Here is a 23,671-nt window from a genome sequence, read left to right as displayed (position 1 = left end):
CAGCATGATCTGCTCCGGTTTATTGGCTCATATCGGATCGGCGTTGGTGCGCGATCGCCTCGATCGTTCTGCATGCGGCGTCGAACTCGACAGTCTTGTCGAAGAAAAAATCCGCGCCGGCCGCGCTGGATGCCGCGCGGAATGCCGGTCCCGACAAATTCGTCAGCACGACCGTCACGACTCTCGGAACCCGGCGCGACAGCGCCGCGATGAGTTCGAGGCCGTTGCCGTCGGCAAGGCGAAGGTCGATGATCGCGATGTCAGGCTGGCAAGCGGACAACCCCGCCAGCGCCGCGGTCAAGTCCTCTGCTTCTCCGACCACGGCAATGCCGGCCAATGCGGTGAGCCGAGCGGCGATCCGGCAGCGGACCGACTTGGCATCGTCGACGAGATATACGCTTACGGGTAGCGGCATTGGCCCGGAATTCATGAGCGTCAGTATCGTCTGCCCGGCGCGCGGGGAAAATCGGCGCTGCTTGAAGTTTGAGTAGGCGCGGCGGAAGCGTTGTAGGGGGATTCCTACAACGATGCGGCGTCGCGTCGCGTTGTTATCGTCGTGGCGGGCGATTGGCCGAGGGTTGGGGTGCCGCCGGCCTGGTTCAGCACCGGCAGTCGCGCACGGCGGGCAGGGCCGCGGGGGATGGCGACGCGCACGCGGCCGCCATGCGGTCCCGGCCGGCAGCAGAGCGCGATACCGGTCTCATTGACGTGCGCGCCACCCGCGCACGCCGATTCGGATAAACGCGAGCAGGCGCGTGGCCGCGCCGTGCGGGTTCTCGGCGGTTGCACGAACCGGCGCGATCAGGGGCGTAGGAGAATCAGGCCGGCGCTATGCGTGGCAAGAACGATGAAGCAGCGCCGCGCAGTCTTGGGTTCCGCCGGCACCGCACGTTGCGGTCAGCGCTTCGCGGCCGACACCGCCGGTGCTTGCCGCAAATATTCGCGGACGGGCGGCATGCGCGAGACGTTTGCGCCCGTGACGCTGATCGAGCCTGTCGCCGAGCAGCCGGGCGGCGGTGTCAGCGGATTGCCGTCGAGCGTGTTCGCCTTGCAGATGAGTTGGCTCGCCGAGCAGCCGGCCGCCTGCAACAGCGTAATCGGCGTATCGCCGATCGACGCGAACGCATTGCCCGACATGTTGACCTCGCAGACGTTGCCGAGCGTGCGCAGGCCCGAATAGTTGGCGCGAGAGACGCGGTTGCCCGTCACGGACACGCGCGTGACCTTGCCGCCCGCCCAACTGTTGAGTTCGATTGCGCCCATGTATGTCGGATCGCGCGAGTTGTTCGGATTGGGCAGCTCGATGTTGGATACATCATTGTTCGACACGACGACATTCGTCGAATTGTAAGTATGCCAGCTATCCTCCTGCGCAACGAGGATGCCCGCCGCCTTCTCGACGTTTTGCACCGTGTTGCCGGTGATCGTCACGTCCGCGCCGCCGACCACGGTCGCGCCGCGCCCCCAGTAGTTGCCGAGCAGCTTGTTGTTCTGGATCAGCACGTTACTGCACATCTTGCCGTCGGGGATATAGCTGACGACGGCGACCATGTCATCGCCCGTGTTCTTCACCGTGTTGTCACGCACGAGCACGTTGCGCGAACCGTAGGTGGTGTGGATGCCATCGGCGAGCGTGTCCTGCACCGTATTGCCGACGACCGCGACATCCGCGCTGCCGAACACGAAGATGCCCGCGCTTGCGCCGCCGCGAATCGTCACGTCGAGTACCTGGATGCCGGAGCCCTCCACGTCGACTTTCGTCGAGGCGGGTGTCGTCAGCCGCGTCGTTCCGGTGCCGACCAGCGTCACGCCGACGAGCGTCGAATTTTGGCCGCGCATTTCGATAGTCTGGTCGGCGTCGTTGGTCGCGACGAGCGTCGCGCCGTAGCCCGACACCACCGCTTGCGGGTTCCTCACCACCAGCGAGCGGCCGACGACGTACTGCCCCGGCGCGAACACAAGGCGCTGGCCGGCTTGCAGCGAGTCGAGCGCGCGCTGGATCGTGTCGGCTTGATCGGTGTTGTCGCCCGTCGGATGAAGCGTGACGTCGGGGAGTGCGGCGGTGAGGGGCGCGGACGTGGCGGCTTGGCTGGCCGTGGCAACGGACAGTGCGGCGACGAGTGCGGCAAGAGCGGGAAGCGATCGAGTCATGGTGAACCTCTCTTGGTGGAAATTTTCGTCAGCCTCACGCTAAGCTTTTGAAAGGATAGACGTCGGTGTGTTAGCCAACACTGTATGTCGCGCCGAATCGAAACATCGATGTGTGGCCTGTGATCGCATGCGCCGTATGGCACCGGAGAAATGCCGCGGGCTGACTCATCGGTGTTGCCGTGATCGACGCTGGATGCTCGATGCGCGCGCGGCTTTGCGCGTGCATCTGCCGGTGTGCGAAGCCGGTGATACGCTCGTGGCGCGCGTCGCGAAGTGGGATCGCTGATGTCCGGCTTATCCGGTCGAGCTTGCCGCCGCCGCTTGCCGCTAGAGTCGCGCCGACAGCCATTCGGCAATGCGCGGCCATGCGTTTCGCAACGTGCGTGAACCCATGAAGAGGCCGATATGGCCGCCCGGTACGAGCTGGCTCGTCACATCGGACGCGGGCGTGCCGAGATATTGGCGCGCATCGAGCACTTGCTCCGGCGTCGTGATGTCGTCGTCTTTGCCGGCAAGCAGATAGACCGGGCACGTAATGGTTTTCAAATCGAGCGTGCGGCCCAGCGCGACGAATGTCCCCTTCGCGAGCCGGTTTTCCTTGAAGAGCTGCACGATCGCCTGCAGATACCAGCGCCCGGGCAGATCGACGGGATTCTCGTACCAACTCGCGAATGCCTCCGCACGGCGCACGTATGTTGGATCGTCGATGTGCTCGTACATGTCGATGAGATTGCCGGCGTAATGCTGTTCCGGATGCATGTTCTTCCAGCCGCGCAGCATCATGCGGCCGCGCATCAGTCCGCCGCCGGTGCGCACGAGTTCTTCGTAAAACGACGTCGGATACGCGTGCGCCATGCGCTTGATCGGGCCGTCGCCGGCGTCGGTATCGATCGGCGAGCCCGCGAGCACGAGGCTTGCCACCTTGTGCGGAAACCGCGCGGCATACATCGCGCACAGCCAGCCGCCCTGGCATAGCCCGACGAGGTTGACGCGGCCGCCGATCTCGTCGACGCATACATTCAGTTCCGCGAGATATTGATCGATCTCCAGATCCTTCATGTCCTCCGTTGCGCAATGCCAATCTGTCAGATACAGACGCGTCACGCCATGAGTGCGCAGCGTTTCCATCAAGCTCTGGCCGGGCTGATAGTCGGCGATCATCGCGCTGTGGCCGGCGTATGGCGCATCGACGATCGTTGGCAGTCCGGCGGCCGGCGCGACCGAATAATCGCGAAACGTCATCGTGCGCAGCGCGAGTAGCGGCCGGTTCGACGACGCGAGCGACGGCCGCAGCTCGAAATGCAGCTTTTCCTCTTCAGCGAGGAAGTGCATGTAGCGGGCTGTCCAGGTATTGCCGGCTTCGATGAAGGTGGCGGCGGCGGCGAGCGGCCAGAAGATCGGCAGCGCGGGAGTGGTGGCAGGCGGGGCACTCGAGGGATGGTTCATGCGGGTGTTGGCAGTCCGATTGAAAGTGGTCAAATACCGTGCGGCCGCGCGGGCTTGGCGTGACGGCGCGGGGTGGTGTGGCGGGGAGTGCCGCGAATGCGCTTGCGCCCCCGGCGGCGAGTCGACGCAATAAGAAAGCGGCAATGCCGACGCGCTGCGCGCAACGACGTGTTGTTGCATCGACGCGTGGCCGCTTCTTCCGGGACGAGCGCGGCAGCGAGCGAACCGCGCATCGCGCGCAGCGCGTGTGCGGTGCCGGGCATGGCGTGCGCTCGCATGGTCAAGCGAAGTTCCGCCGTCGGCCGCCATTCAGCGGGCGATGCGCACCGGTGCCGTGGATGCCGCGCGCGCAGGCCTTGCCGCACGCTCGGCAATGCGGTCCATCAGCTTCGCACAGAGATAAACGAGTAGCGCACCCGCGGCAGCGCCGCGCAGGTCGCCGGACATCGTTGACAGGCTGGTCAGCCGATCGAGCCCGGTGACGACGGCGGCCGTCGCGAGCCAGAGGACGAGCGCATCGACCGGGCGGTCGTGGCGCAGAGGGTGCACAAACGATGCAGGCCGTGAAGCGCGGGTGGAACGACGCAAGGTTCGCATGACTGCCTCCTGAATGAAGTGACGCGACAAGTTGAATCGATTGTGGGCGATTCGGCAGGCGACCTGATGATCTGCATCAAATGCCGAAATGCGGGCGCGGATAGTCTTGGTTCTGTCATATCGATGCCGGTTTGAAGAACATGCATATCCGAGAAATTCGTTCGAAGATCGACAACACGCAGTCGACACGTAAAATCACACGCGCAATGGAAATGATGGCGCGCACCCGGATGGCCAGCGCGCAGCGGCGCGCGCGCGAGTTTCGCCCATACGCGGCGCGCGTGACGGCGATCGCACAGCGGATGTTGCGCGATCGGCCCGATTACACATCGGTGCTGATGAGGCGGCGCGAGCCGGTGCGCCGCGCGGGCTTGATCGTCGTCAGCACCGATCGCGGCCTGTGCGGGCCACTCAACACGCGGCTGCTCGTTGCCTGTGTCGATGCGCTCGACGCATGGCAGCGTGCGGGCGTACAGAGCGAGCTGAGCGTGATCGGCGCGCGCGGTGCGGCGCCGCTTGCCCGGCATGGCGCAAACGTTGTCGCACGCACCGGCAATCTCGGCGGCGAACTGCATTTCGATGCGGTACTCGGCGCGCTGCTGGTGCCGCTGACCGCGTTCATCGACGGCAAGCTGGACGAGGTGTGGATTGCCTACAACCGGTTGACGAGTGCGCTGTCCTACGAGCCTCGAATCGAACGGATCTTGCCGGTCGACGGCATCGAACCGCTCGGTAGCGGGCCGCTTGCGCCATACCTGTACGAACCGGCGCCGAAGCCGGTGGTGGATACGATCCTGTTGCGGTACGTCGAAGCGCGCTTCTACCAGGCGGTGGTCGAGAACGGCGCGTGCGAGCAATGCGCGCGCATGTTCAGCATGCAGGCCGCGACGCGCAACGCTGACCAGATGCTGCGCGATCTGCGGCGTCTGTACCAGAAGACGCGGCAGGCGCGGATCACGACGGAGTTGTGCGAGATCGTGGCCGGCGCCGCGGCGATTTGATGGAGCGCGCGATGCCGTTATCGATGCGAGTCGATGTCCTGAGCATCGACGCCGTGCTCTATGCGGGTGAAGCGCGCATGGTCATCGTGCCGGGCGACAGCGGCGAGCTGGGTATTTATCCTCGGCATGCGCCGCTTTTCACGCGGATTCGGCCCGGCGTCGTCACGATCGTCGACGCGCGCATGGGCAAGCCGCTGCGTTTGCTGGTCGCGGGCGGCGTGTTCGAGGTGGCGCGTGAGGGCGTCACGCTGATTGCCGATCATGCGTTACGCACGCCCGAGCTGGATGCGATGCGTGCGGGCGCTGCGCGCCGCGCGGCCGACGAGTGGCGCAAGCACTATGCGCAAGAAGTCCGGCGGCCGTTCGATGTCGCGGCGGCGAAGACGGAATTGATCGACGAGATTCGCCGGTTTTTCGCTCTTGCGATGCATCGCGAGACGGCGCGTGATGGCGTGGACGCGGCGAGGTAGCGGTGTGGGCATCGGCAGCCGATGCCGGCTTGGGCGAGCCGATTCGGCGCGGCACATGACCAGCCCGCTGTTTCGGCGCAGCGCGCGCTCATGCGCCCGAGCCGGTCCGCCGCCGCCGTTACAATTCGTCGGGGTCGTCGAACAGATGATGGCGCATCGCATAGCGCACGAGCGCGGCCTCATGCGGCATCTGCATTTTTTCGAGAATGCGGGTCTTGTAGGTGCTGACCGTCTTCGTGCTCACGCATAGCGTTTGCGCGATCTCGGAAATCGTCTCGCCGGCGGCGATCCGGCGGAACACGTCGAACTCGCGATCCGACAAGCGGTGGTGCGGCAGGGTGTCGGCGGGCTCGTTCAGGCTCTGCGCGAATTGTTCGGCCATCGTGATGCTGACGTAGACGCCGCCGGCCGCGATCTTCGTTACCGCGCCCACCAGCTCGGCGCTCGCGCTTTCCTTCGTCATATAGCCGGACGCGCCCGCGCGGAATGCGCGCACTGCGTACTGCTGCTCCGCATGCATGGTCAGCACGAGGATGCGCAGCGCGGGCTTTTCGTCCTTGATCTGTTTGATCAGCTCGATACCGTGGCGGCCCGGCATCGACAGATCGAGCACGAGCACCTGCGCGTCGGCGTTGCGCACGAGCGCGATCGTTGATGCGCCGTCCCACGCTTCGCCGGCCACTTCGAAGCCGCTCGCGTTTTGCAGGATATGGCGCAGGCCGTCGCGTACCAGCGTGTGGTCGTCGGCGATAAGTACCTTGATCATGAAAGCGACTCGGATTGTTGGATGGCGTGCAGCGGCAACGCGGCCGTGATCGTGAAGCCCTGCCCAGGCGCGCTGTCGATCGTCACCGTGCCATCGAGCATGTGCGCGCGCTCGCGGATACCGATCAGGCCGAACGACTGGCCTTCGCGGGTGCTGCCACGGGCGCCCTGGCCGTTGTCGGCGATGCGCAGCACGCAGTGGCCGTCGTCGATTTTCAACGTCAACGCCACCTGCGTCGCGTCCGCGTGCCGTGCGACATTGGTTAGCGCTTCCTGGACGATGCGGAATAGCGTCGTCGCGCCGGCGTTTGTCAACGCGATATCGGCGAGCGCGATGCGCCGCTCGACTTCGATGCCGTAACGGTTCGTGAAGTCGGTCGCGAGCCATTCGATCGCGGGAACGAGGCCGAGATCGTCGAGCATGACCGGACGCAGATCCGCCGCGATGCGCCGCACCGACGCGACGGTCGAATCGATCAGCCGGTGCATGCCGCGCAACTGGCCGTGCACGTCGGCGCCCGGTGGGCCGGATGCGGGCGGCACGTTTCGCGCATCGGCGGCAGCGCCGGCGTTGCCGAGCGCCAGTTCGACGGCCGACAGGTCCATTTTCAGCGCGGTGAGCTGCTGACCGAGATCGTCGTGCAACTCGCGCGCGATCCGGGTCTTTTCCTCTTCGCGGACGTTCTGCAAGTTCGCCGACAGCCTGCGCAGCTCCTCGCGCGACTGCTTGAGCGCATTGTCCGCGCGCACGCGTTCGGTGACGTCACGCAGCATCACCGTGTAGAGCTTGCCGGAACCGTCACGGATCTGCGAGATCGACGCCTCGATCGGAAACTCGTCGCCGTTGCCGCGCAGCCCGAACAGCACGCGCTGACGTCCCATCTGCCGGTCGGATACGCCGGTGACGCCGAATTGCTCGACGTGCTTCGCATGCGCGGCGCGAAAGCGCTCGGGGATGAAGCGCGACAGCGGCGCGCCGATCGCATCCATTGCCGATACGCCGAATACGCGCTCGGCCGCCGGATTGAAAATCACGATCGTTTGCGTTTCGTCGACCGTGATGATCGCCTCCATCGACGAGCGGATGATGCCCATCATCCGCGCTTCGTCGAGCGTGCCGTCCGGCCGATCCGCTGGCGCGGCCGAACGCCGGCGGGCGAGCCGGTGCGCGATTACGGCGGCTGCCGCCGATGCGGCGAACCCGGCTGCGAGCGCGGCGATCGCGTTCGGCGGCAGCGTGGTGTTGTCCGCCGCAGTGTACGCAAGCGACAGCGTTTCGCCGCCGAACGTCAGCGTGTCGGTCTTGCGCCACGTCGCGCCGCCGTCGCGCGGTCCGGCGGACGACGATCCTGTCGCATAGACCAGCACGGCCGGCTTGCCCGCCGCGATCTGCAACTCGATGCCGGCGCTGTTCGCGAATTCCAGGAAGCGGCGCGGATCGAGCGTCGCATAGACGAATCCGGCCGTCGCTGCGCGGTGTTCGTGGGCAATTGCATCGACATTGCGGCTGCCGTTCGCATCGCGGTGCGCACCGTCGTTCGCATAGACCGGCAGGTAGAGCGTGAACGCCTGACGATTGTGCATGCCGTCGGCGTCATGTTGCACGGGGCGTGCGGCGAGCGCGAATTGGCCGGTGTCGGCGGCGCGTTGCAATGCGTCGCGCGTCGCCGCATCGTTGACGAGCGCGGCGAACGGCGCGGCGTCGTTGGCTTGGCGTGCGCGGGCGTCGAGCGTGCCTAGCGTGCGCACGGGCGATTGCAGATCGTCGAGTTCGAGCTGGCCGGTGTAACGGCGCCACGCGTCGTCCGGCGGCGGGAACGACGTGGTGATGAAGCCGCGTGCGCTACGCAGCACGGCTGCCGCATCGTACAAATGCTGTTGCAGTGATGCAGTGACGTGATCGGCGCGCAGCGCGAAACGCTCGTGAGCGGCATCACGTGCTTGCTCATACGCGCGATGCGCAATCGCAATCGACGTGGCGGCGCCGAGCGCGAAGGTCAGAACGGCAACCGACGTCGCGCGCGCCCCCAAGCGGGCGTTTCGCGATGCCGGCGCGCGGTTGGGGGAGGGCGCGCTAACGGTCATCAATGATCATGCAGGCCGGTTGGCCGATAGGTGTGGTGCGAAGGGCTGCCGCCATGCGGCGCGGCGGCGCTGGAATTATTAGGCGAAATTGTGCGCGTTTTGCGGGATTTCTCCAAATTCGAACTCCGACGGATCGCAGTCGTACTGTGTTGATGACGATACATGCGAATTGCCTTGACACTCCGAACGCCGCGTGCATGCTGCCCGGCCCGCGCGCAATGATAGGCGCACGCGCGCCGGAGCCGCGCTCGAAACCATGCCGCGCCGCCGCCTCTGATGCGCATGCGGGATGCATGTATGTTCTGCCGCGCGCGGCCCAGCCAAGGTTCGCGGGGCGCTCGGCCGACGATGCGCGAACTGCCGAGCAGTTCGGCGTGCATCGAGCCGCTTGATTCAGGTCAACCGGCCCCGGCGAATGGCCTCGTACAGTGAAATGCCACGGGGATGCGCCCCATCGACGGAGGAACGGCAATGAAAGCATTGGTATATCACGGTCCCGGTCGCAAATCGCTCGACGAGCGGCCGATGCCGGAACTGCAATCGGCAACCGATGCGATCGTCCGCGTCACGCACACGACGATTTGCGGCACCGATCTGCATATCCTGAAGGGCGACGTACCCACTTGCGAGCCGGGGCGCGTGCTCGGGCATGAAGGCGTGGGCATCGTCACCGTGGTCGGCGCGGCGGTCGATGCGCTGAAGCCGGGCGATCGCGTACTGATCTCCTGCATTTCGTCGTGCGGCCGCTGCGCGAATTGCCGCCGCGGCCTCAATTCGCATTGCGAGACAGGCGGCTGGATTCTTGGCCATCGAATCGACGGCACGCAAGCCGAATACGTGCGGATTGCGCATGCGCAGACAAGCCTCTACCGGATTCCCCCCGGCATGGACGACGAGGCGCTCGTGATGCTGTCAGATATCCTGCCCACCGGTTTCGAGTGCGGTGTGCTCAACGGCAAGGTGCAGCCGGGCTCGACGGTCGCGATCGTCGGCGCGGGGCCGATCGGGCTCGCGGCGCTGCTGACCGCGCAGTTTTATTCGCCTGCACAGATCGTGATGATCGATCCCGATTGCAACCGCTTGGAAATTGCGCGGCGTTTCGGCGCGAGCGCGTGCATCGACGGCCGTGCCGGCGAGCCCGTCGCCGAAGTGATGAAGCTGACGGGCGGCGTCGGCGTTGATTGCGCGATTGAGGCGGTTGGCATTCCTGCGACGTTCGAGCTTTGCACGGAGATCGTCGCGCCGGGCGGCGTGGTCGCGAACGTCGGCGTGCATGGCGTCAAGGCCGATTTGCATCTCGAGAAGCTATGGGACCGCAATGTCACGATTACGACGCGGCTCGTCGATACGGTCAGCACGCCGATGCTGCTGAAGACCGTCGGCGCGGGCCGGCTGGACCCGAAACGGCTGATCACGCATCGCTTCGCGCTCGACGATATCGAGCAGGCTTACGACATCTTCAGCCGGGCGGCCGATACGCACGCGCTAAAGGTGATCATCGAGACCGCATGAGGGCGGCGGCCGCGAACCGGGCGCCGGCTAGCGGCCGTTTCGTTTCATCGGTTTTTCTGCCAGTTGGCTTCGAGTCGACATGGTTCGGCGCAGGGGATCGATGGCCGGGTCACCCGCGATCGAAAAATGTCGATCCAAAAAAATGGCGATATGCAACACGCTTTGCCGTTTTGGTCCGCTAGAGCGGATCGGCCGCGGGTTCGACGCAAGATCGGTCACCGGAAAAAACGATGAGCGCGAATAAATAATTGCATGGGCGGATCAACGTTGACAGGTTCGAGCCGCCAGCCGTCATTTTCGAACGCGATGTCGAATCGGATGTGGCGGGACGCCGCGCGCCGGGGTAAATGCCCGGACACACAACGGCAGGTTCAACCGATCGTTCGGGTCGGCAAGGTGGGACGGGGCTTGGCGCTCGCGCATTGACACGCCATTGGGCCTGTGCGCCGCTGCCGTGGCTTGTTACGCTCCGTTTGCGTGGCGGTGACGATGGTGATCGCCGAATATCGGCCGTGCGCCGGTTTTGCCGTATTGCCGCTTATTGCGTGAGCATGATTTCGGACAATGCCCAGCCTGTTCTGTACCACGCATAAATGCCGGCAAGCAGAAAGAACAGCAACATGCCGGCGCAAAAATCACCTGCCACCCCAAATTGACTCGATTGATCATTTTGATGTTGCCGAATCGAATTTCTCAAATTCCGAAGGCTCGAATTAGAACTCGGTTTCCAGAAAGACGATTCATTCGCTTGCAGCCGCTCGGAACGCGGTGCGGATTTTCTGCCGGCAAGGACCGTTCCCCATTTGGGGCGGACAGGTAATCGCATCGGGACCTCTCAGTATTCTTGCCGCTGCCGGACATGCCGTGTGCGGCTTAAGGAATTTTTGATCTTACGGGATTAATGATAATGCGAAATTTTTGCAGGAATGTGTAAGTTTATTATGAATATATAGTGCATATATTTTTGCTGATATTCATTTTTGTCGTTATGGAATGAGGTGGCCCTGCATAATCGCGGATGCGGCGGAAATGCACGCTGATGGAACGCTTATTCTGAATGACGCCATTCGGCCCTGTATCGGGAAAATGATCGATCCGCGATTTCGGCCGGGTAAATCGAGCCTGTGTTGCCGATATGCCGGGCGATTGGATCGATCGAATGGCGGGCTAGGCTTTTATTCGACACGATTTGCCGTTATCGCGAAATCGATTGAGCCGGGAATGGCGAGGCGCGGTGGGTGCCTGTGTTCCTGTTTGTTCGAGTGAACGGCTGCCGGCACGGAGATCAGCTCGCCCCCCGCTGCTCGATGAGTTTGCCGTGCTCCCAGCAATGGAGAGAGTCGGCGCCGGACGAAACGGTCGGCATCCGCTGCACGCCGTGCCGATGCGCATTGCAGCCCGCGCTGCCTGTCGAAGGCCGAAGCAGTGGCGTCGACGGCCGCTAAGCCGGCCGGCGGGCCATGCGGCGCGGCGGCGCGTCGATGCCGCCGCGCCGGCCGTTCATGCAACGCCGCCGTTCGCGCGCAGCACCTGCGCGTTTACCCATCCGCCGTCGGGGCCGCAGAGGAACGACACGACGGCCGCGATGTCGTCCGGTTCGCCGAGGCGTTGCAGCGGCGGCATCTTCGCGTAGTGCTCGATCAACTCGGCCGATTTCCCGTCGAAAAACAACGGCGTCGCGACGGGGCCGGGCGCGACGGCGTTCACCGTGATGCCGCGTCCGCGCAACTCCTTCGCGAATACGCGCGTGAATGCCTCGACGGAGGCTTTCGTCGCGTTGTAGATCGCGTAGCCGGGCAGGTTGAGCGCGAGCACGGTGGTCGAAAGGTTGACGATACGGCCACCGTCGTTGATGCGCACGGCTGCTTCGCGCAGCGTGTTGAACGTGCCGCGCACGTTGATCGCGAAGCTCTGTTCGAACGCGGCGTCGCTGAATTCGGCGATCGGCGCGGTATTGAGGATGCCCGCGTTGTTCACGAGCACGTCGATCTTGCCCAACTGCTGTTCGACAGCGTCGAACATGCGGCGCACGTCGTCGGCTTGGCTGATGTCGGCTTGCACGGCAAGCGCTTGCGAGCCGGCTGCCTTCAATTCGGCGACGAGCGCCTGCGCTTGCTGCGCGTTCGCCGCGTAGTTGACGGCGACCGCGAAGCCGTCAGCCGCGAGGCGCCGTGCGATGGCCGCGCCGATGCCGCGCGACGCGCCGGTGACGATAGCAACTTGAGCGTTCCTGACCTTGTTCATGGTGAATGTCCTCAGAGAAGTAATCGGTGAGCGGAATCATCGAGCATTTCTCGGGATGGATAATCGGCGCTGAATGGATATAATCATTCCATTTGCATTAATAATTAACAAAGAGTCGACGCGATGGACCGGTTTCAGGAAATGCAGGTTTTCGTGCGGATCGCGCAGCGGCAGAGTTTCAGCCGCGCGTCGGATGACTTGCAGATCCCGCGCGCCACCGTCACCAATTTGATGAAGCGGCTGGAACAGCGGCTGGGCGCGCGCCTGCTTGAACGGACCACGCGTACCGTGCGCCTGACGCCCGACGGCGACGCGTACTATCAGCGTTGCGTCAGGCTGATCGCCGATCTGGAGGAGGCCGAAGGCGCGTTTCGGAACGCCATGCCGAAGGGGCTGTTGCGCGTGAATCTGCAAGGCACGCTCGCGCGTCATTTCGTCGTGCCGGCGTTGCCCGATTTCCTTGCGCGTTTCCCGCAGATCCGGCTGCACATCGGCGAGGATGACCGGCTGGTTGATCTCGTGCGCGAAGGCGTCGATTGTGTGTTGCGCTCTGGGAATCTGCAGGATTCGTCGATGGTCGGGCGACGGGTCGCGCAACTCGAACAGGTAACGGTGGCGAGCCCCATCTATCTGGCGAAATATGGCGAGCCGACCGATCTCGCGGCGTTGTCCGCGCATCGCGCGGTCGATTACGTGTCGAGCGCGACCGGCAAGCCGATGCCGCTTGAATTTACCGTCGACGCACGCGTGAACGCGATCCAGCTCGATGCGTCGATTGCCGTGACTGGCGCCGATCTGTACACCGGTGCGGCTGTCGCGGGGCTGGGAATCGTGCAGGTGCCGCGTTACCGGATCGCCGGCGAACTGGCAGCGGGCAAGCTGAAGATTCTGCTGGGCGACTACCCGCCGCCGCCGATGCCCGTCACGGTGCTTTATGCGCAAAATCGTCAATTGTCTTCGCGCGTGCGGGCCTTCGCTTCATGGCTGCGCGACTGCTTTGCCACTGCCGCCGTCTAGCCAGCGCTGGGCGCTCCAGATCTCTAGACGACTGGTCTAATTACTGTTAGCATCCGGGCCCATGAACTCATCTTCGGGCGCGGAAGTTCGCCAACACATCCTGAACGTCGCGAAGCCGATCATGCTCCACAAGGGTTTTTCGGCGGTCGGATTGAACGAGATTCTCGCAGCGGCGGGCATCCCGAAGGGGTCGTTTTATCATTACTTCGGGTCGAAGGAAGCGTTCGGCGAGGCGTTGCTCGAATCCTATTTCGAAGGTTATGCCGCGCATCTCGACAATGTGCTGTTCCACCAGCCGGGCACGGGAGCCGAGCGCTTGATGAGCTACTGGAGCGGTTGGCTGCACGCGCAATGCACCGACGATCCGCAGGGCAAATGCCTGGCTGTGAAGCTGGGGGCGGAGGTGTCGGATTTATCTGAGGCGATGCGCGCTGTGTTGAAGCGCGGCACGTCGCAAATCATCGAGCGCTTGGCGAACGGCGTGCGAATCGGGCTAGAGGACGGCTCGCTTACGGGTATCGACGATCCGTATCGGACGGCTGCGGCGCTCTATGAATTGTGGCTGGGCGCGACGCTGCTCGAAAAGGTGCACCGCGATCGCAAATCACTCGAAACGGCGATGGCCCAGACATTGCGAATGTTGAATCTGCCGGCGTCGTTTCGCGAATCGGCATGAAGGTCGAGCTGGGCATGACAGTGAAAAAGGCGCGCTTGGACGCGCCTTCTTTTGGCCAGCGCTCTAGACGACTGGTCTACTATTGATAGGGCAAAAATGCATCATTTTGATTTCTATAATCCGACGCGAATCGTTTTCGGCGAAAAGACGATTGAGCGTCTGAGCGACCTGGTGCCTGCGGTGGCGCGCGTGCTGGTGCTGTACGGCGGCGAGCGCGCGCGCAAGACGGGAACGCTCGACGAAGTCAGGGCGGCACTCGGCACGCGTGACGTGTACGAGTTCGGCGGAATCGAGCCGAATCCGGCCTACGAGACCTTGATGAAAGCGGTTGAGCTGGTTCGACGCGAGAAAATCGATTTCCTGCTCGCGGTCGGTGGCGGATCGGTGATCGACGGCACCAAGTTCGTTGCCGCCGCCGCGCTGCTCGACGGCGAGCCGTGGAGCATCCTCGAGACGCGCGGCGCGAACATCGCCGCGGCGCTGCCGTTCGGCAGCGTGCTCACGTTGCCCGCGACAGGCTCGGAAATGAACAATGCGGCGGTCGTCACGCGCCAGGCGACGCAAACAAAGCTGGCGTTTCGCCATTCGCTCGTGTTTCCGCGATTCTCGATTCTCGATCCGCTCAAGACTTACACGTTGCCGCCGCGGCAGATTGCGAACGGCGTCGTCGATGCATTCACGCATATCGTCGAGCAGTATCTGACGTATCCTGCACAGGGCTTCGTACAGGATCGCTTTGCCGAAGGTTTGCTGCAGACCTTGATCGAAATCGGCCCGAAAGCGCTCGACAGGCCGCACGACTATGCGATTCGCGCGAACCTGATGTGGGTCGCGACACTCGCGCTCAACGGCCTGATCGGCGCCGGCGTGCCGCAGGACTGGGTCACGCACATGGTCGGCCACGAACTGACTGCGCGCTACGGCATCGATCACGCCCGCACGCTTGCGATCGTTCTGCCGTCGATGCTGCAGATCCGGCGCGCCAGCAAGCGCGGCAAGCTGCTTCAGTATGCCGAGCGTGTTTGGCAAATCATGGACGGCCCGGAAGAGGCGCGCATCGACGAGGCGATTCGCCGCACGCGCGCATTTTTCGAGAGCCTCGACGTGAAGACGCGCCTTGCCGACTATGGCATCGGCGCCGACGCGATCGACGGCCTGATCGCGCAACTCGACGCGAACGGCATGACTCGGCTCGGCGAACACAAGGATGTGACGCTTGATGTGAGCCGCCGGGTGCTCGAAGCAAGCCTTTGATTCCAGACGAACCTTCATCCATGACATCGATACCGACCGAGGGACTTATGTCGCAGAGCAAAACCACGAATCGCAGGATTATTTTGAACTCGCGTCCGCACGGCGCGCCCACGCTGGAAAATTTCCGCCTCGAGACGGAGCCGGTGCCGACGCCGGCACCAGGGCAGGTGCTGATACGCACGGTCTGGCTGTCGCTCGATCCGTATATGCGCGGCCGGATGAATGATGCGCCGTCGTATGCGGCACCCGCCGAACTCGGTGAACCGATGGTCGGCGGAACGGTGGGCCGGATCGTGTCGTCGACGCTGCCGGCCTTTCGCGAAGGAGATTTCGTGCTCTCGTCGAGCGGCTGGCAGGATTTCGCGCTGTCCGACGGCTCGGGGCTGATGCCGCTTGGCTCGATCGCGCATTCGTCGTATGCGCTCAGCGTGCTCGGCATGCCCGGCTTCACCGCCTATTGGGGACTGCTGAAGATCGGCGAGCCGAAGGCGGGGGAAACGGTCGTCGTCGCGGCTGCGAGCGGTGCGGTCGGCTCCGTCGTGGGGCAGATCGCGAAGTTGAAGGGCTGCCGCGTCGTCGGCGTGGCGGGCGGTGCGGACAAGTGCCGCTACGTGACGGACACGCTCGGCTTTGACGCATGTGTCGATCACCGAGATTCCGATTTCGCGCACAAGCTTGCCCAGGCGTGCCCGAAGGGGATCGACGTGTATTTCGAGAACGTCGGCGGCGCGGTATTCGATGCGGTACTGCCGCTGCTCAACGTCGGCGCGCGCGTGCCGGTGTGCGGCATGATCGCGCATTACAACGACAGCGAGTTGCCGCCGGGGCCGAATCGTCTGCCGAAGGTGGTGGGAAGCCTGCTGACGAAGCGGATCAAGATGCAGGGTTTCATTATTTCCGATCACTATGCCGAAGGGTACGCGGCGTTCCTGAAGGAAATGGGCGAATGGGTCGCGCAGGGCGATGTGAAGGTGCGAGAGGATGTCGTCGACGGGCTCGAGCAGGCGCCGCAGGCTTTCATCGGGCTGCTCGAGGGGAAGAATTTCGGCAAGCTGATCGTGCGCGTGGGGCCCGACGCGCTTTGATCCGGCCTGCCATGGCCGCCGCGCGCTGAGTCGGCCGCGGCGGATGCCGAATCGTCATTTCAGGGAATTCATCATGAAAGTTTTAGTGGTTCTAACCTCTCACGATCAGCTTGGCGATACCGGAGAAAAGACCGGCTTCTGGCTTGAAGAGCTGGCCGCGCCTTATTACGCGCTAAAGGAGGCGGGCGTCGAATTGACGCTCGCGTCGGTCAATGGCGGGCAGCCGCCGCTCGATCCGAAGAGCAATGACGCCGCGTTTCAGACGGATGCGACGCGCCGCTTCGACGCCGATGCGCCCGCGAAGGCCGCGCTGGCGGCCACGCTCAAGCTGTCCGACGTGTCGGCCGACGACTACGACGCATTGTTTTATCCAGGCGGGCACGGTCCGCTATGGGATCTGGCCGAGAACGCGCATTCGATTGCGCTGATCGAGCGCGCGATCGCCACAGGCAAGCCGGTGGCCGCGGTGTGCCATGCGCCGGCGGTATTCCGTCATACGAAGGCGGCCGACGGCAGCCCGCTCGTCAGCGGCAAGAAGGTGACCGGCTTCACGAACACCGAAGAGCAGGCGGTGGGTTTGACCGGTGTTGTGCCGTTCCTGGTCGAGGACATGCTGAAGGCGAACGGCGGCCGCTATTCGCGGGCCGACGATTGGCAGCCCTACGCGGTGACGGACGGCTTGCTGATCACCGGTCAGAATCCGGCGTCGTCCGAGCCCGTCGCACACGCGCTGCTCGATCAATTGAAATTGAAGCAGGATGGAATACATGCAGGCAAACAATGACACCTCGGTTCGCGCGTTGTGGCATGCGCGTTACCGGGAAAGCACCTCCGACATGGAGCGCGTGGCGTCGAACGAAGTCGTGCGCAGTCTGCTGAATCATCGGTCGGTCCGCGCGTATTTGCCCGACGCCGTACCGGAATCGATGCTGGCCGCCGCGATCGCGGCCTCGCAATCGGCATCGACGTCGTCGAATCTGCAGGCCTGGAGCGTGATTGCGATCACGGAGCCGGCGCGCAAGGCGAGGCTCGCGGCACTGGCCGGCAACCAGCGGCATATCGAGACAGCCCCGTTGTATCTCGCGTGGGTGCTCGACTTGTCGCGCTTGCGACGCGCGGGCGAATCGCAGCGTCAGCCGACAGACGGCCTCGATTATTTGGAAACCTTCGTGGTGGGCGCTGTCGACACCGCGCTCGCGGCGCAAAACGCCGCGGCGGCCTTCGAGTCGTTCGGTCTCGGGCTCGTTTATATCGGCGGGATGCGCAATCATCCGGAAGCCGTCGCACGCGAGCTTGCGCTGCCCGCGCAGAGCGTCGTGCTGTTTGGCATGTGCGTGGGCTTTCCCGATCCGCACCATCTGCCGGCGGTGAAGCCGCGTTTGCCGCAGGCGGCCATGCTGCATCGCGAGCAGTACAATGCGTCGGCCGAACGCGAATCGATCGATGCGTATGACGAGCGCGTGTCCGAGTATCTGCGGGAGCGAGGCGGCAATGCGGGTTCGTGGCGCGAGGCGGCTGTTGCGCGCATCGGTTCCGCCGGCGCGCTGAGCGGCCGCGACCGATTGCGCGACGCGCTCTCGGCATTGGCGTTCAAGCTGCTTTGACGCGCATGGCAGCGCGAGAATCGAATCGTAGTCCGAATTCAAAAAAGGAACGAGTATGACTATCTATGTGTTTGCCAGCGTGATTCCGAAGCCCGAGCATGTCGATGCCGTCGATGCGCATTTGCGCCAGCTTGTCGCGGCGACTCGCGAGGAGCCGGGCAATCTCCGCTACGACTTGTTTCGTCAGACCGACGGCGCGCCGGGCTTCCATCTGTTCGAGGCGTATGCCGACGAGGCGGCGCTGGACGCGCATCGCGCGAGCGCACATTACAACGCGTATCGCGCGAAGGCGGCCGAGTGGTTTGCGCAGCCGCCCGTCGTGAAGGTGCTGACGGCGATCGATGCGGTTCAGCAGTAAATCGTTGGTATAAGAACGAGAACGGCGGATGCGGTGCATGCCGTGTCCATTGCGGTGCGTGGACGGCATCGCCGTGGTTCGCGTATCAATTTCGCATCGCGGCCGGGTGTTGCGCGACCACGCGCATACGCGATTCGCCTGCTGGCGCACCCGACGACGATCCGCCCGGTAGCCCACCATACCTAGCCGGTCATTCCTGGAGAGAGCATGATCAGTTTGAACATCAACGGCACGACTCAAACCGTCGACGCCCCTGCCGATATGCCACTGCTTTGGGTACTGCGCGATCTAGTCGGCTTGACCGGCACGAAGTTCGGTTGCGGTATCGCGCAGTGCGGTGCATGCACCGTGCATCTCGACGGCGTTGCGGTGCGCTCGTGTGTGCTGCCGGTCGCGGCGGTCGGCGACAAGAAGATCACGACGATCGAGGCGGTTGGCGCGACGCCTGCCGGACAAAAGATCCAGCAGGCATGGCGCGAACTCGACGTCGTGCAATGCGGGTATTGCCAGTCCGGCCAGGTGATGGCGGCGGCCGCGCTGATCGCGTCGAACCCGCATCCAGGTGACGCCGACATCGATGCGGCGATGGCGGGCAACATCTGCCGCTGCGGCACCTATAACCGGATTCGCGCGGCGATCAAGCATGCCGCCAAGGAGGCCTGACATGTCGCGCGGACTGATCGAAGCGGGCAACGCTCATCGCGCATCGGCCGCGGGCGAAGGCGTGTCGCGCCGCACATTCCTGAAATTCGGCATCACGCTTGGGGCGGCGGCGGGAGGCGGTCTGCTGCTTGGCTTTAGCATGCCCGCGGCGGGCGGCGATGCGCGCCGCTCAGTGATCGGCGGCGACGCCGCCGAGCCGGCGCCGCCGGGCGTGTTTGCGCCGAACGCATTCGTGCAGATCGATCGCACCGGCAAGATCACGCTCGTGATGCCGAAAGTCGAGATGGGACAGGGTGTATACACGTCGCTGCCGATGCTGATCGCCGAGGAGTTGGAAGCGCCGCTGTCGAGCGTCACACTCGATCACGCGCCGCCGAACGAGAAGCTGTTTCTCGATCCATTGCTCGGCGGCCAGCTCACCGGCGGCTCGACGTCGGTTCGTTACGCCTGGGAGCCGCTGCGTCGTGCGGGCGCGACTGCACGCACGTTGCTCGTGGCGGCTGCTGCGCAGCAATGGAAGGTCGATCCCGCCTCGTGTCGCGCGCAGGGCGGCGAGGTGCTGCATCCGGCGAGCGGGCGGCGCGCATCGTATGGGCAGCTCGCGGATGCGGCGGTGAAGCTGCCGGTGCCGAAAGACGTGGTTTTGAAGAAACCTGAGGATTTCAAACTGATCGGCAAGCCGGTCAAGCGGCTCGATTCTCCGGAGAAGGTCGACGGCAGCGCGCAGTTCGGTTTCGATGTGCGTCTGCCGGGCATGCTGTATGCGGTGATCGTCAACAGCCCGGTGTTTGGCGGCACGGTCGCGCATGTGGACGACAGCGCGGCGCGCAAATTGCCGGGCGTGCGGCAAATCGTCATTGCGGACAATGCGGTCGCTGTGGTCGCAGACCATACCTGGGCGGCCAAACGCGGCGCTGCCGCGCTGAATGTTCAGTGGAACGAAGGAGCGGGGGCCCGCGTATCGACGCAGGACATCGTGGCGGATCTCGCTCGCGCAGCCGGGGGCAACGGGGCCGTCGCGCGCAAGGAAGGCGATGTTGAACGTGCGTTTAAGGACGCAAAGACGCGCGTCGAGGCTGTCTATGAACAGCCGTTTCTCGCGCACGCGACGATGGAGCCTGTCAATTGCACGGTGCACGTTCGGCCGGACGGCTGCGACGTGTGGGTGGGCACGCAGGTGCCGACGCGCGCGCGCGACGCGGCGGCGCACGTGAGCGGTTTGCCGGCCGATAAGATCACGGTGCACAACCATCTTCTAGGCGGCGGCTTTGGCCGCCGGCTCGAGATCGATATGGTCGCGCAGGCCGTCAAGATCGCCAAGCAGGTGAATGCGCCGGTGAAGGTTGTCTGGACTCGCGAAGAGGATATCCGGCACGATATGTACCGGCCGTATTACTACGACAGGATTTCCGCGGGGCTCGACGCGAACGGCAAGCCGATCGCGTGGCAGCACCGGATCGTCGGCTCGTCGATCATCGCGCGCTTTGCGCCGCCCGCGTTCAAGGACGGCGTCGATCCTGACGCGGTCGAGGTGGCCGCCGATTTGCCGTATGACTTGCCGAATCAATTGATCGACTACGTCCGGCAGGAGCCGCGCCACGTGCCCACGGCGTTCTGGCGCGGTGTCGGGCCGACGCGCGGCACGTTCGTCGTCGAGAGCTTTATCGACGAACTCGCCGCGCAGACCAAGACAGACCCGGTTGCGTACCGGCGCGCGTTGCTCGGCAAGAGTCCGCGAGCGCTCAACGTGCTCGACGTTGCCGCGAAGGCGGCCGGCTGGGGCGAGACGCTACCCAAGGGGCAAGGGCGCGGCGTATCGGTGATGCACGCGTTCGGCAGTTTCCTGTCGATGGTCGCGGATGTCGTGGTCGAAGACGGCGACGTGCGCGTAACGCGCGTCGTTTGCGCGGTCGATTGCGGGATGGTCGTGAATCCGGGCACGATCGAGGCGCAGATTCAGGGCGGTGTCGTTTTCGGTATCACAGGCGTGCTGTATGGCGAGATCACGATCAAGGACGGCCGGGTCGAGCAGGGGAATTTCACCGACTACCGGATTCTGCGAATCGATCAGACGCCACGGATCGACGTGCATATCGTCAAAAGCACCGAAGCGCCGGGGGGGATTGGCGAGCCGGGCACGGCGGCGCTGAGCGCCGCAGTCGCGAATGCGATCCATGCGGCGACTGGTAAGCGTTTGCGCAAACTGCCGGTCGGCAATCAACTCAAAACCGCCTGACGATGAGGACGCCGATGATTCGTACCACTCAAGTTCTGGCGGGCGCTGCGAAAGCGCTCGCCGTGCTCGCGCTGGGCGCGATCGCGCCGGCCGTCGCGGCGGCGGCCGCGCCGGCCGACGATGCACTCGTCGCGCGCGGAGCCTATCTCGCGAAGGCGGGCGATTGTATTGCGTGCCACACCGCGCCGCGCGGCAAGCCGTTCGCGGGCGGCCTGCCGATGATGACGCCAATGGGCGCGATCTATTCGACCAACATCACGCCTGATTCGCAGACGGGAATCGGCCGTTACACCGAAGTGGATTTCACACGTGCATTGCGCGAAGGCGTGGCCAAGGACGGGCACAATCTGTATCCGGCGATGCCATATACGGCTTACGCCAAACTTCGCGACGATGACGTGAAGGCGCTCTATGCGTATTTCATGCGTGGTGTGGAGCCGGTGCAGCAGGCCAATCGGGCATCGGACATTCCGTGGCCGCTCAATATGCGCTGGCCGCTGAAGATCTGGAATGCGGTGTTTCTCGACAAGACCATTTATCAGGACAAACCGGGCAAGGATGCGGCGTGGAATCGCGGTGCGTATCTGGTGCAGGGGCTTGGCCATTGCGGGTCGTGCCATACTCCGCGCGGTGTCGCGCTTCAGGAGAAGGCACTCGACGAACGTGGTCCGGCGTTCCTGTCCGGCGCACGGATCGACAACTGGTTCGCCTCGAATTTGACGGGTGAATTCAATACCGGGCTTGGCCGCTGGAGCGATGCGGAAGTCGTGCAGTTCCTGAAGACAGGCGCGAATCGGCACGCGAGCGCATTCGGCTCGATGACGGACGTGGTCAACCATAGCACGCAATGGTTGACCTCCGACGATCTGGGCGCAATCGCGCGCTACCTGAAAACGTTGCCGGCCGCAGGGGGCAATGGCGCGCCGCCGTACCGGTACGACGCGCAGGCAACACGGGCTCTGCTCGCGCATCCAGCGAGCGATGCGGGCGCGAAGGTGTATGCCGCGTATTGCATGCATTGCCATGGCGTCGACGGCAATGCGTTCGCGCCATTGCTTGCCCCGCTCGCCGGAAATCCGAATGTGCTGGAGGCGAATCCTGCTTCGCTGATCAATGTGACGTTGAACGGCACGGCGGATTTGGTGATCGACGGTTTGCCGGCCGCGTATCCGATGCCGAAGTTCGCGAACGTGCTGACCGATCAGCAAGTCGCCGACGTGTTGACGTTCATGCGTGCCGGTTGGAACAACGGCGCGCCTGCCGTGCAGGCCGCCGACGTCGCGAAGCTCAGAAAGGCGACGCAGGCGGCGCGCTGACTGTTGGGCAGTATGGGCGGCGTATTGAGCACGAGCGCGCGCCGGTTCGCCGACGGTTGTCGCGCGCGGCCGGCGACGGTGCACGGATTTTGACGCACGCCGCCGCTCTTACGCGATGTCCGCGGTGTGCGGCGGCGAGCATCAGGCGCTTGGATGCCGGGCGGACGTGCAGGACGATACGGCGTCCGCTAAGAACTGGACGCTTGACGGGGGATGGTTGTGCGGCTGAGCCGAACCGAAGTTCGGCGTTCTGCGTGAGCGCGAACTCGGTACGCGATGCGGCGGGTTTCTTCCGGCTGCCTGACCACATCATGTGACCGCCATTTCTCTGCTCGATGCATTCACGCGTAGCGGTTACCTCAGATAGTCCGCGTTTACCGTTTCGTTTTCCACCGTATGCCGCATCGCCGGAATCGTCTTGCATAGCTCATTGGCGAGCGCGTTGTGCGCGTATTCGACGCGCTGCGGTGTGACGGGATACCACTGTTCATCAGTCATTCGATGGGAATCGTCGGCAGGACTTGCTTGTCTGGTCTGCCGATTTTCCGTGGGGAGACTGACGATCGTGCCGCACGAAAATGCATTGCCGAGCATATGAGTCTCTTCGCCATTGACGATGGCCGGCGCGTATTCGATCGCTATTTCCGCAGCGAGCATCGCGGCGCGCCGCCGAAGCAGTGCTTGAGGGGGGGCGTATGTTTTTCCGGCTTTTCGTTTAGGCCGAGCACACTGTGCGCGACCAAGCTGGCGAAATTTTGATTTCGCATTTCGTTTTTCAACTAATTTTATTCGTTTAACGGATTGAGAAATTTATGGAGATGAAGGGAATTTATTATTGGATTTGCCGTTTTCTCATAGTCAATGAGTGTGTAATTGGAGATCCTGGATTGTTGAAATCTATTGACGAATTTCGTATCGTTGACTAGCATGAAATTGGCTCGTGTCCCTCGGTGCGAGTCGGAATCATAGCTTCCATTTGCGCGACCTTCGGGTCGCGCTTTTTTTGGATTTAAATATTTATTTGTTAATTTTATTAATTAAGTTGAGTAGAGTATTTTATTTTAATACTTAAATTAATTTTTATGAACCTTGCAATCACGGTGTGTGCATGGCTCGCCTGACCTGATGCAAGCTTAAACACTGGGGATGCATGTTGTTGAAACCTCATGGCTTCGTACCGAAGGCGGTAGC

At 63.6% G+C, this 23,671-nt stretch carries 22 protein-coding genes; 13 read left to right on the top strand and 9 right to left on the bottom strand.

Annotation, left to right across the window (positions count from 1 at the left end):
- Positions 1-19: 19 nt before the first annotated feature.
- The 4 genes from WS68_RS25330 to WS68_RS25310 form a co-directional block, all read right to left on the bottom strand.
- On the bottom strand, positions 20-430 hold the full coding sequence (locus tag WS68_RS25330; RefSeq protein WP_059573456.1) for a response regulator: 411 nt from the start codon (positions 428-430) through the stop codon (positions 20-22).
- 467 nt (positions 431-897) lie between these two features.
- Positions 898-2,151 (bottom strand): right-handed parallel beta-helix repeat-containing protein, encoded by a 1,254-nt coding sequence (locus WS68_RS25325; protein ID WP_059573455.1) that lies wholly within the window; start codon positions 2,149-2,151, stop codon positions 898-900.
- A 327-nt stretch (positions 2,152-2,478) separates the two neighbouring features.
- Positions 2,479-3,597: an alpha/beta fold hydrolase gene (locus WS68_RS25320; RefSeq protein WP_059573454.1), complete on the bottom strand. Its 1,119-nt coding sequence runs from the start codon at positions 3,595-3,597 to the stop codon at positions 2,479-2,481.
- A gap of 309 nt (positions 3,598-3,906) precedes the next feature.
- Positions 3,907-4,224, bottom strand: a complete 318-nt coding sequence (locus WS68_RS25310) for a hypothetical protein (protein ID WP_231753121.1) — start codon at positions 4,222-4,224, stop codon at positions 3,907-3,909.
- A 110-nt stretch (positions 4,225-4,334) separates the two neighbouring features.
- On the opposite strand from WS68_RS25310, the gene atpG reads away from it, so the two are divergent.
- Positions 4,335-5,195 (top strand): ATP synthase F1 subunit gamma, encoded by an 861-nt coding sequence (atpG, locus tag WS68_RS25305; RefSeq protein ID WP_059573451.1) that lies wholly within the window; start codon positions 4,335-4,337, stop codon positions 5,193-5,195.
- An 11-nt stretch (positions 5,196-5,206) separates the two neighbouring features.
- On the top strand, positions 5,207-5,665 hold the full coding sequence (atpC, locus tag WS68_RS25300; protein WP_059573465.1) for an ATP synthase F1 subunit epsilon: 459 nt from the start codon (positions 5,207-5,209) through the stop codon (positions 5,663-5,665).
- A 118-nt stretch (positions 5,666-5,783) separates the two neighbouring features.
- Here atpC and WS68_RS25295 read toward each other — a convergent pair whose 3' ends face one another.
- The gene (locus WS68_RS25295) at positions 5,784-6,431 is read right to left on the bottom strand and encodes a response regulator (protein ID WP_059573450.1); all 648 of its coding nucleotides are present in this window, start codon (positions 6,429-6,431) and stop codon (positions 5,784-5,786) included.
- Complete coding sequence (locus tag WS68_RS25290; protein WP_059573449.1) at positions 6,428-8,515, bottom strand: PAS domain S-box protein; 2,088 nt, start codon at positions 8,513-8,515, stop codon at positions 6,428-6,430. The genes WS68_RS25295 and WS68_RS25290 overlap by 4 nt, the downstream gene beginning before the upstream one ends.
- 471 nt (positions 8,516-8,986) lie before the next feature.
- On the opposite strand from WS68_RS25290, the gene WS68_RS25280 reads away from it, so the two are divergent.
- A complete protein-coding gene (locus WS68_RS25280) occupies positions 8,987-10,027 on the top strand; it encodes a zinc-dependent alcohol dehydrogenase family protein (RefSeq protein ID WP_059573447.1) in 1,041 nt (346 codons plus the stop codon).
- 538 nt (positions 10,028-10,565) lie between these two features.
- Here WS68_RS25280 and WS68_RS28155 read toward each other — a convergent pair.
- On the bottom strand, positions 10,566-10,853 hold the full coding sequence (locus tag WS68_RS28155) for a hypothetical protein (protein WP_156429674.1): 288 nt from the start codon (positions 10,851-10,853) through the stop codon (positions 10,566-10,568).
- A 674-nt stretch (positions 10,854-11,527) separates the two neighbouring features.
- The gene (locus WS68_RS25275) at positions 11,528-12,271 is read right to left on the bottom strand and encodes an SDR family oxidoreductase (RefSeq protein WP_059573446.1); all 744 of its coding nucleotides are present in this window, start codon (positions 12,269-12,271) and stop codon (positions 11,528-11,530) included.
- A gap of 123 nt (positions 12,272-12,394) precedes the next feature.
- On the opposite strand from WS68_RS25275, the gene WS68_RS25270 reads away from it, so the two are divergent.
- The 10 genes from WS68_RS25270 to WS68_RS25225 all read left to right on the top strand — a co-directional run bounded on the left by WS68_RS25270 (position 12,395) and on the right by WS68_RS25225 (position 22,480).
- Complete coding sequence (locus WS68_RS25270; protein ID WP_059573445.1) at positions 12,395-13,288, top strand: LysR family transcriptional regulator; 894 nt, start codon at positions 12,395-12,397, stop codon at positions 13,286-13,288.
- Positions 13,289-13,349: 61 nt separating this feature from the next.
- Positions 13,350-13,964 (top strand): TetR/AcrR family transcriptional regulator, encoded by a 615-nt coding sequence (locus WS68_RS25265; protein ID WP_059573444.1) that lies wholly within the window; start codon positions 13,350-13,352, stop codon positions 13,962-13,964.
- Positions 13,965-14,060: 96 nt separating this feature from the next.
- Positions 14,061-15,218, top strand: coding sequence for an iron-containing alcohol dehydrogenase (locus tag WS68_RS25260; RefSeq protein WP_059573443.1), 1,158 nt, complete (start codon positions 14,061-14,063; stop codon positions 15,216-15,218).
- 47 nt (positions 15,219-15,265) lie between these two features.
- The gene (locus tag WS68_RS25255) at positions 15,266-16,303 is read left to right on the top strand and encodes an NADP-dependent oxidoreductase (RefSeq protein WP_059573442.1); all 1,038 of its coding nucleotides are present in this window, start codon (positions 15,266-15,268) and stop codon (positions 16,301-16,303) included.
- 73 nt (positions 16,304-16,376) lie between these two features.
- Positions 16,377-17,087, top strand: a complete 711-nt coding sequence (locus WS68_RS25250; protein ID WP_059573441.1) for a type 1 glutamine amidotransferase domain-containing protein — start codon at positions 16,377-16,379, stop codon at positions 17,085-17,087.
- Positions 17,071-17,907 carry a nitroreductase family protein gene (locus WS68_RS25245; protein WP_156429673.1) on the top strand — a complete coding sequence of 279 codons (837 nt, stop codon included), beginning with the start codon at positions 17,071-17,073 and terminating at the stop codon, positions 17,905-17,907. The genes WS68_RS25250 and WS68_RS25245 overlap by 17 nt, the downstream gene beginning before the upstream one ends.
- A 55-nt stretch (positions 17,908-17,962) precedes the next feature.
- A complete protein-coding gene (locus WS68_RS25240) occupies positions 17,963-18,265 on the top strand; it encodes a putative quinol monooxygenase (protein WP_059573439.1) in 303 nt (100 codons plus the stop codon).
- Positions 18,266-18,472: 207 nt separating this feature from the next.
- A complete protein-coding gene (locus WS68_RS25235) occupies positions 18,473-18,928 on the top strand; it encodes a (2Fe-2S)-binding protein (protein WP_059519643.1) in 456 nt (151 codons plus the stop codon).
- A 1-nt stretch (position 18,929) separates the two neighbouring features.
- Positions 18,930-21,164: a xanthine dehydrogenase family protein molybdopterin-binding subunit gene (locus WS68_RS25230; protein ID WP_059573438.1), complete on the top strand. Its 2,235-nt coding sequence runs from the start codon at positions 18,930-18,932 to the stop codon at positions 21,162-21,164.
- A 14-nt stretch (positions 21,165-21,178) separates the two neighbouring features.
- Positions 21,179-22,480 (top strand): cytochrome c, encoded by a 1,302-nt coding sequence (locus WS68_RS25225; RefSeq protein WP_059573464.1) that lies wholly within the window; start codon positions 21,179-21,181, stop codon positions 22,478-22,480.
- Positions 22,481-22,834: 354 nt separating this feature from the next.
- Here WS68_RS25225 and WS68_RS25220 read toward each other — a convergent pair whose 3' ends face one another.
- On the bottom strand, positions 22,835-23,137 hold the full coding sequence (locus WS68_RS25220) for a hypothetical protein (protein WP_059573437.1): 303 nt from the start codon (positions 23,135-23,137) through the stop codon (positions 22,835-22,837).
- Positions 23,138-23,671: the final 534 nt, after the last annotated feature.

The organism is Burkholderia sp. TSV86 (assembly GCF_001522865.1).
In the GTDB taxonomy this organism is placed as follows: Bacteria; Pseudomonadota; Gammaproteobacteria; order Burkholderiales; family Burkholderiaceae; genus Burkholderia.
The sequence above is the reverse complement of the archived record's forward strand: the minus strand, read 5'-3'. Positions and strand labels throughout refer to the sequence as shown.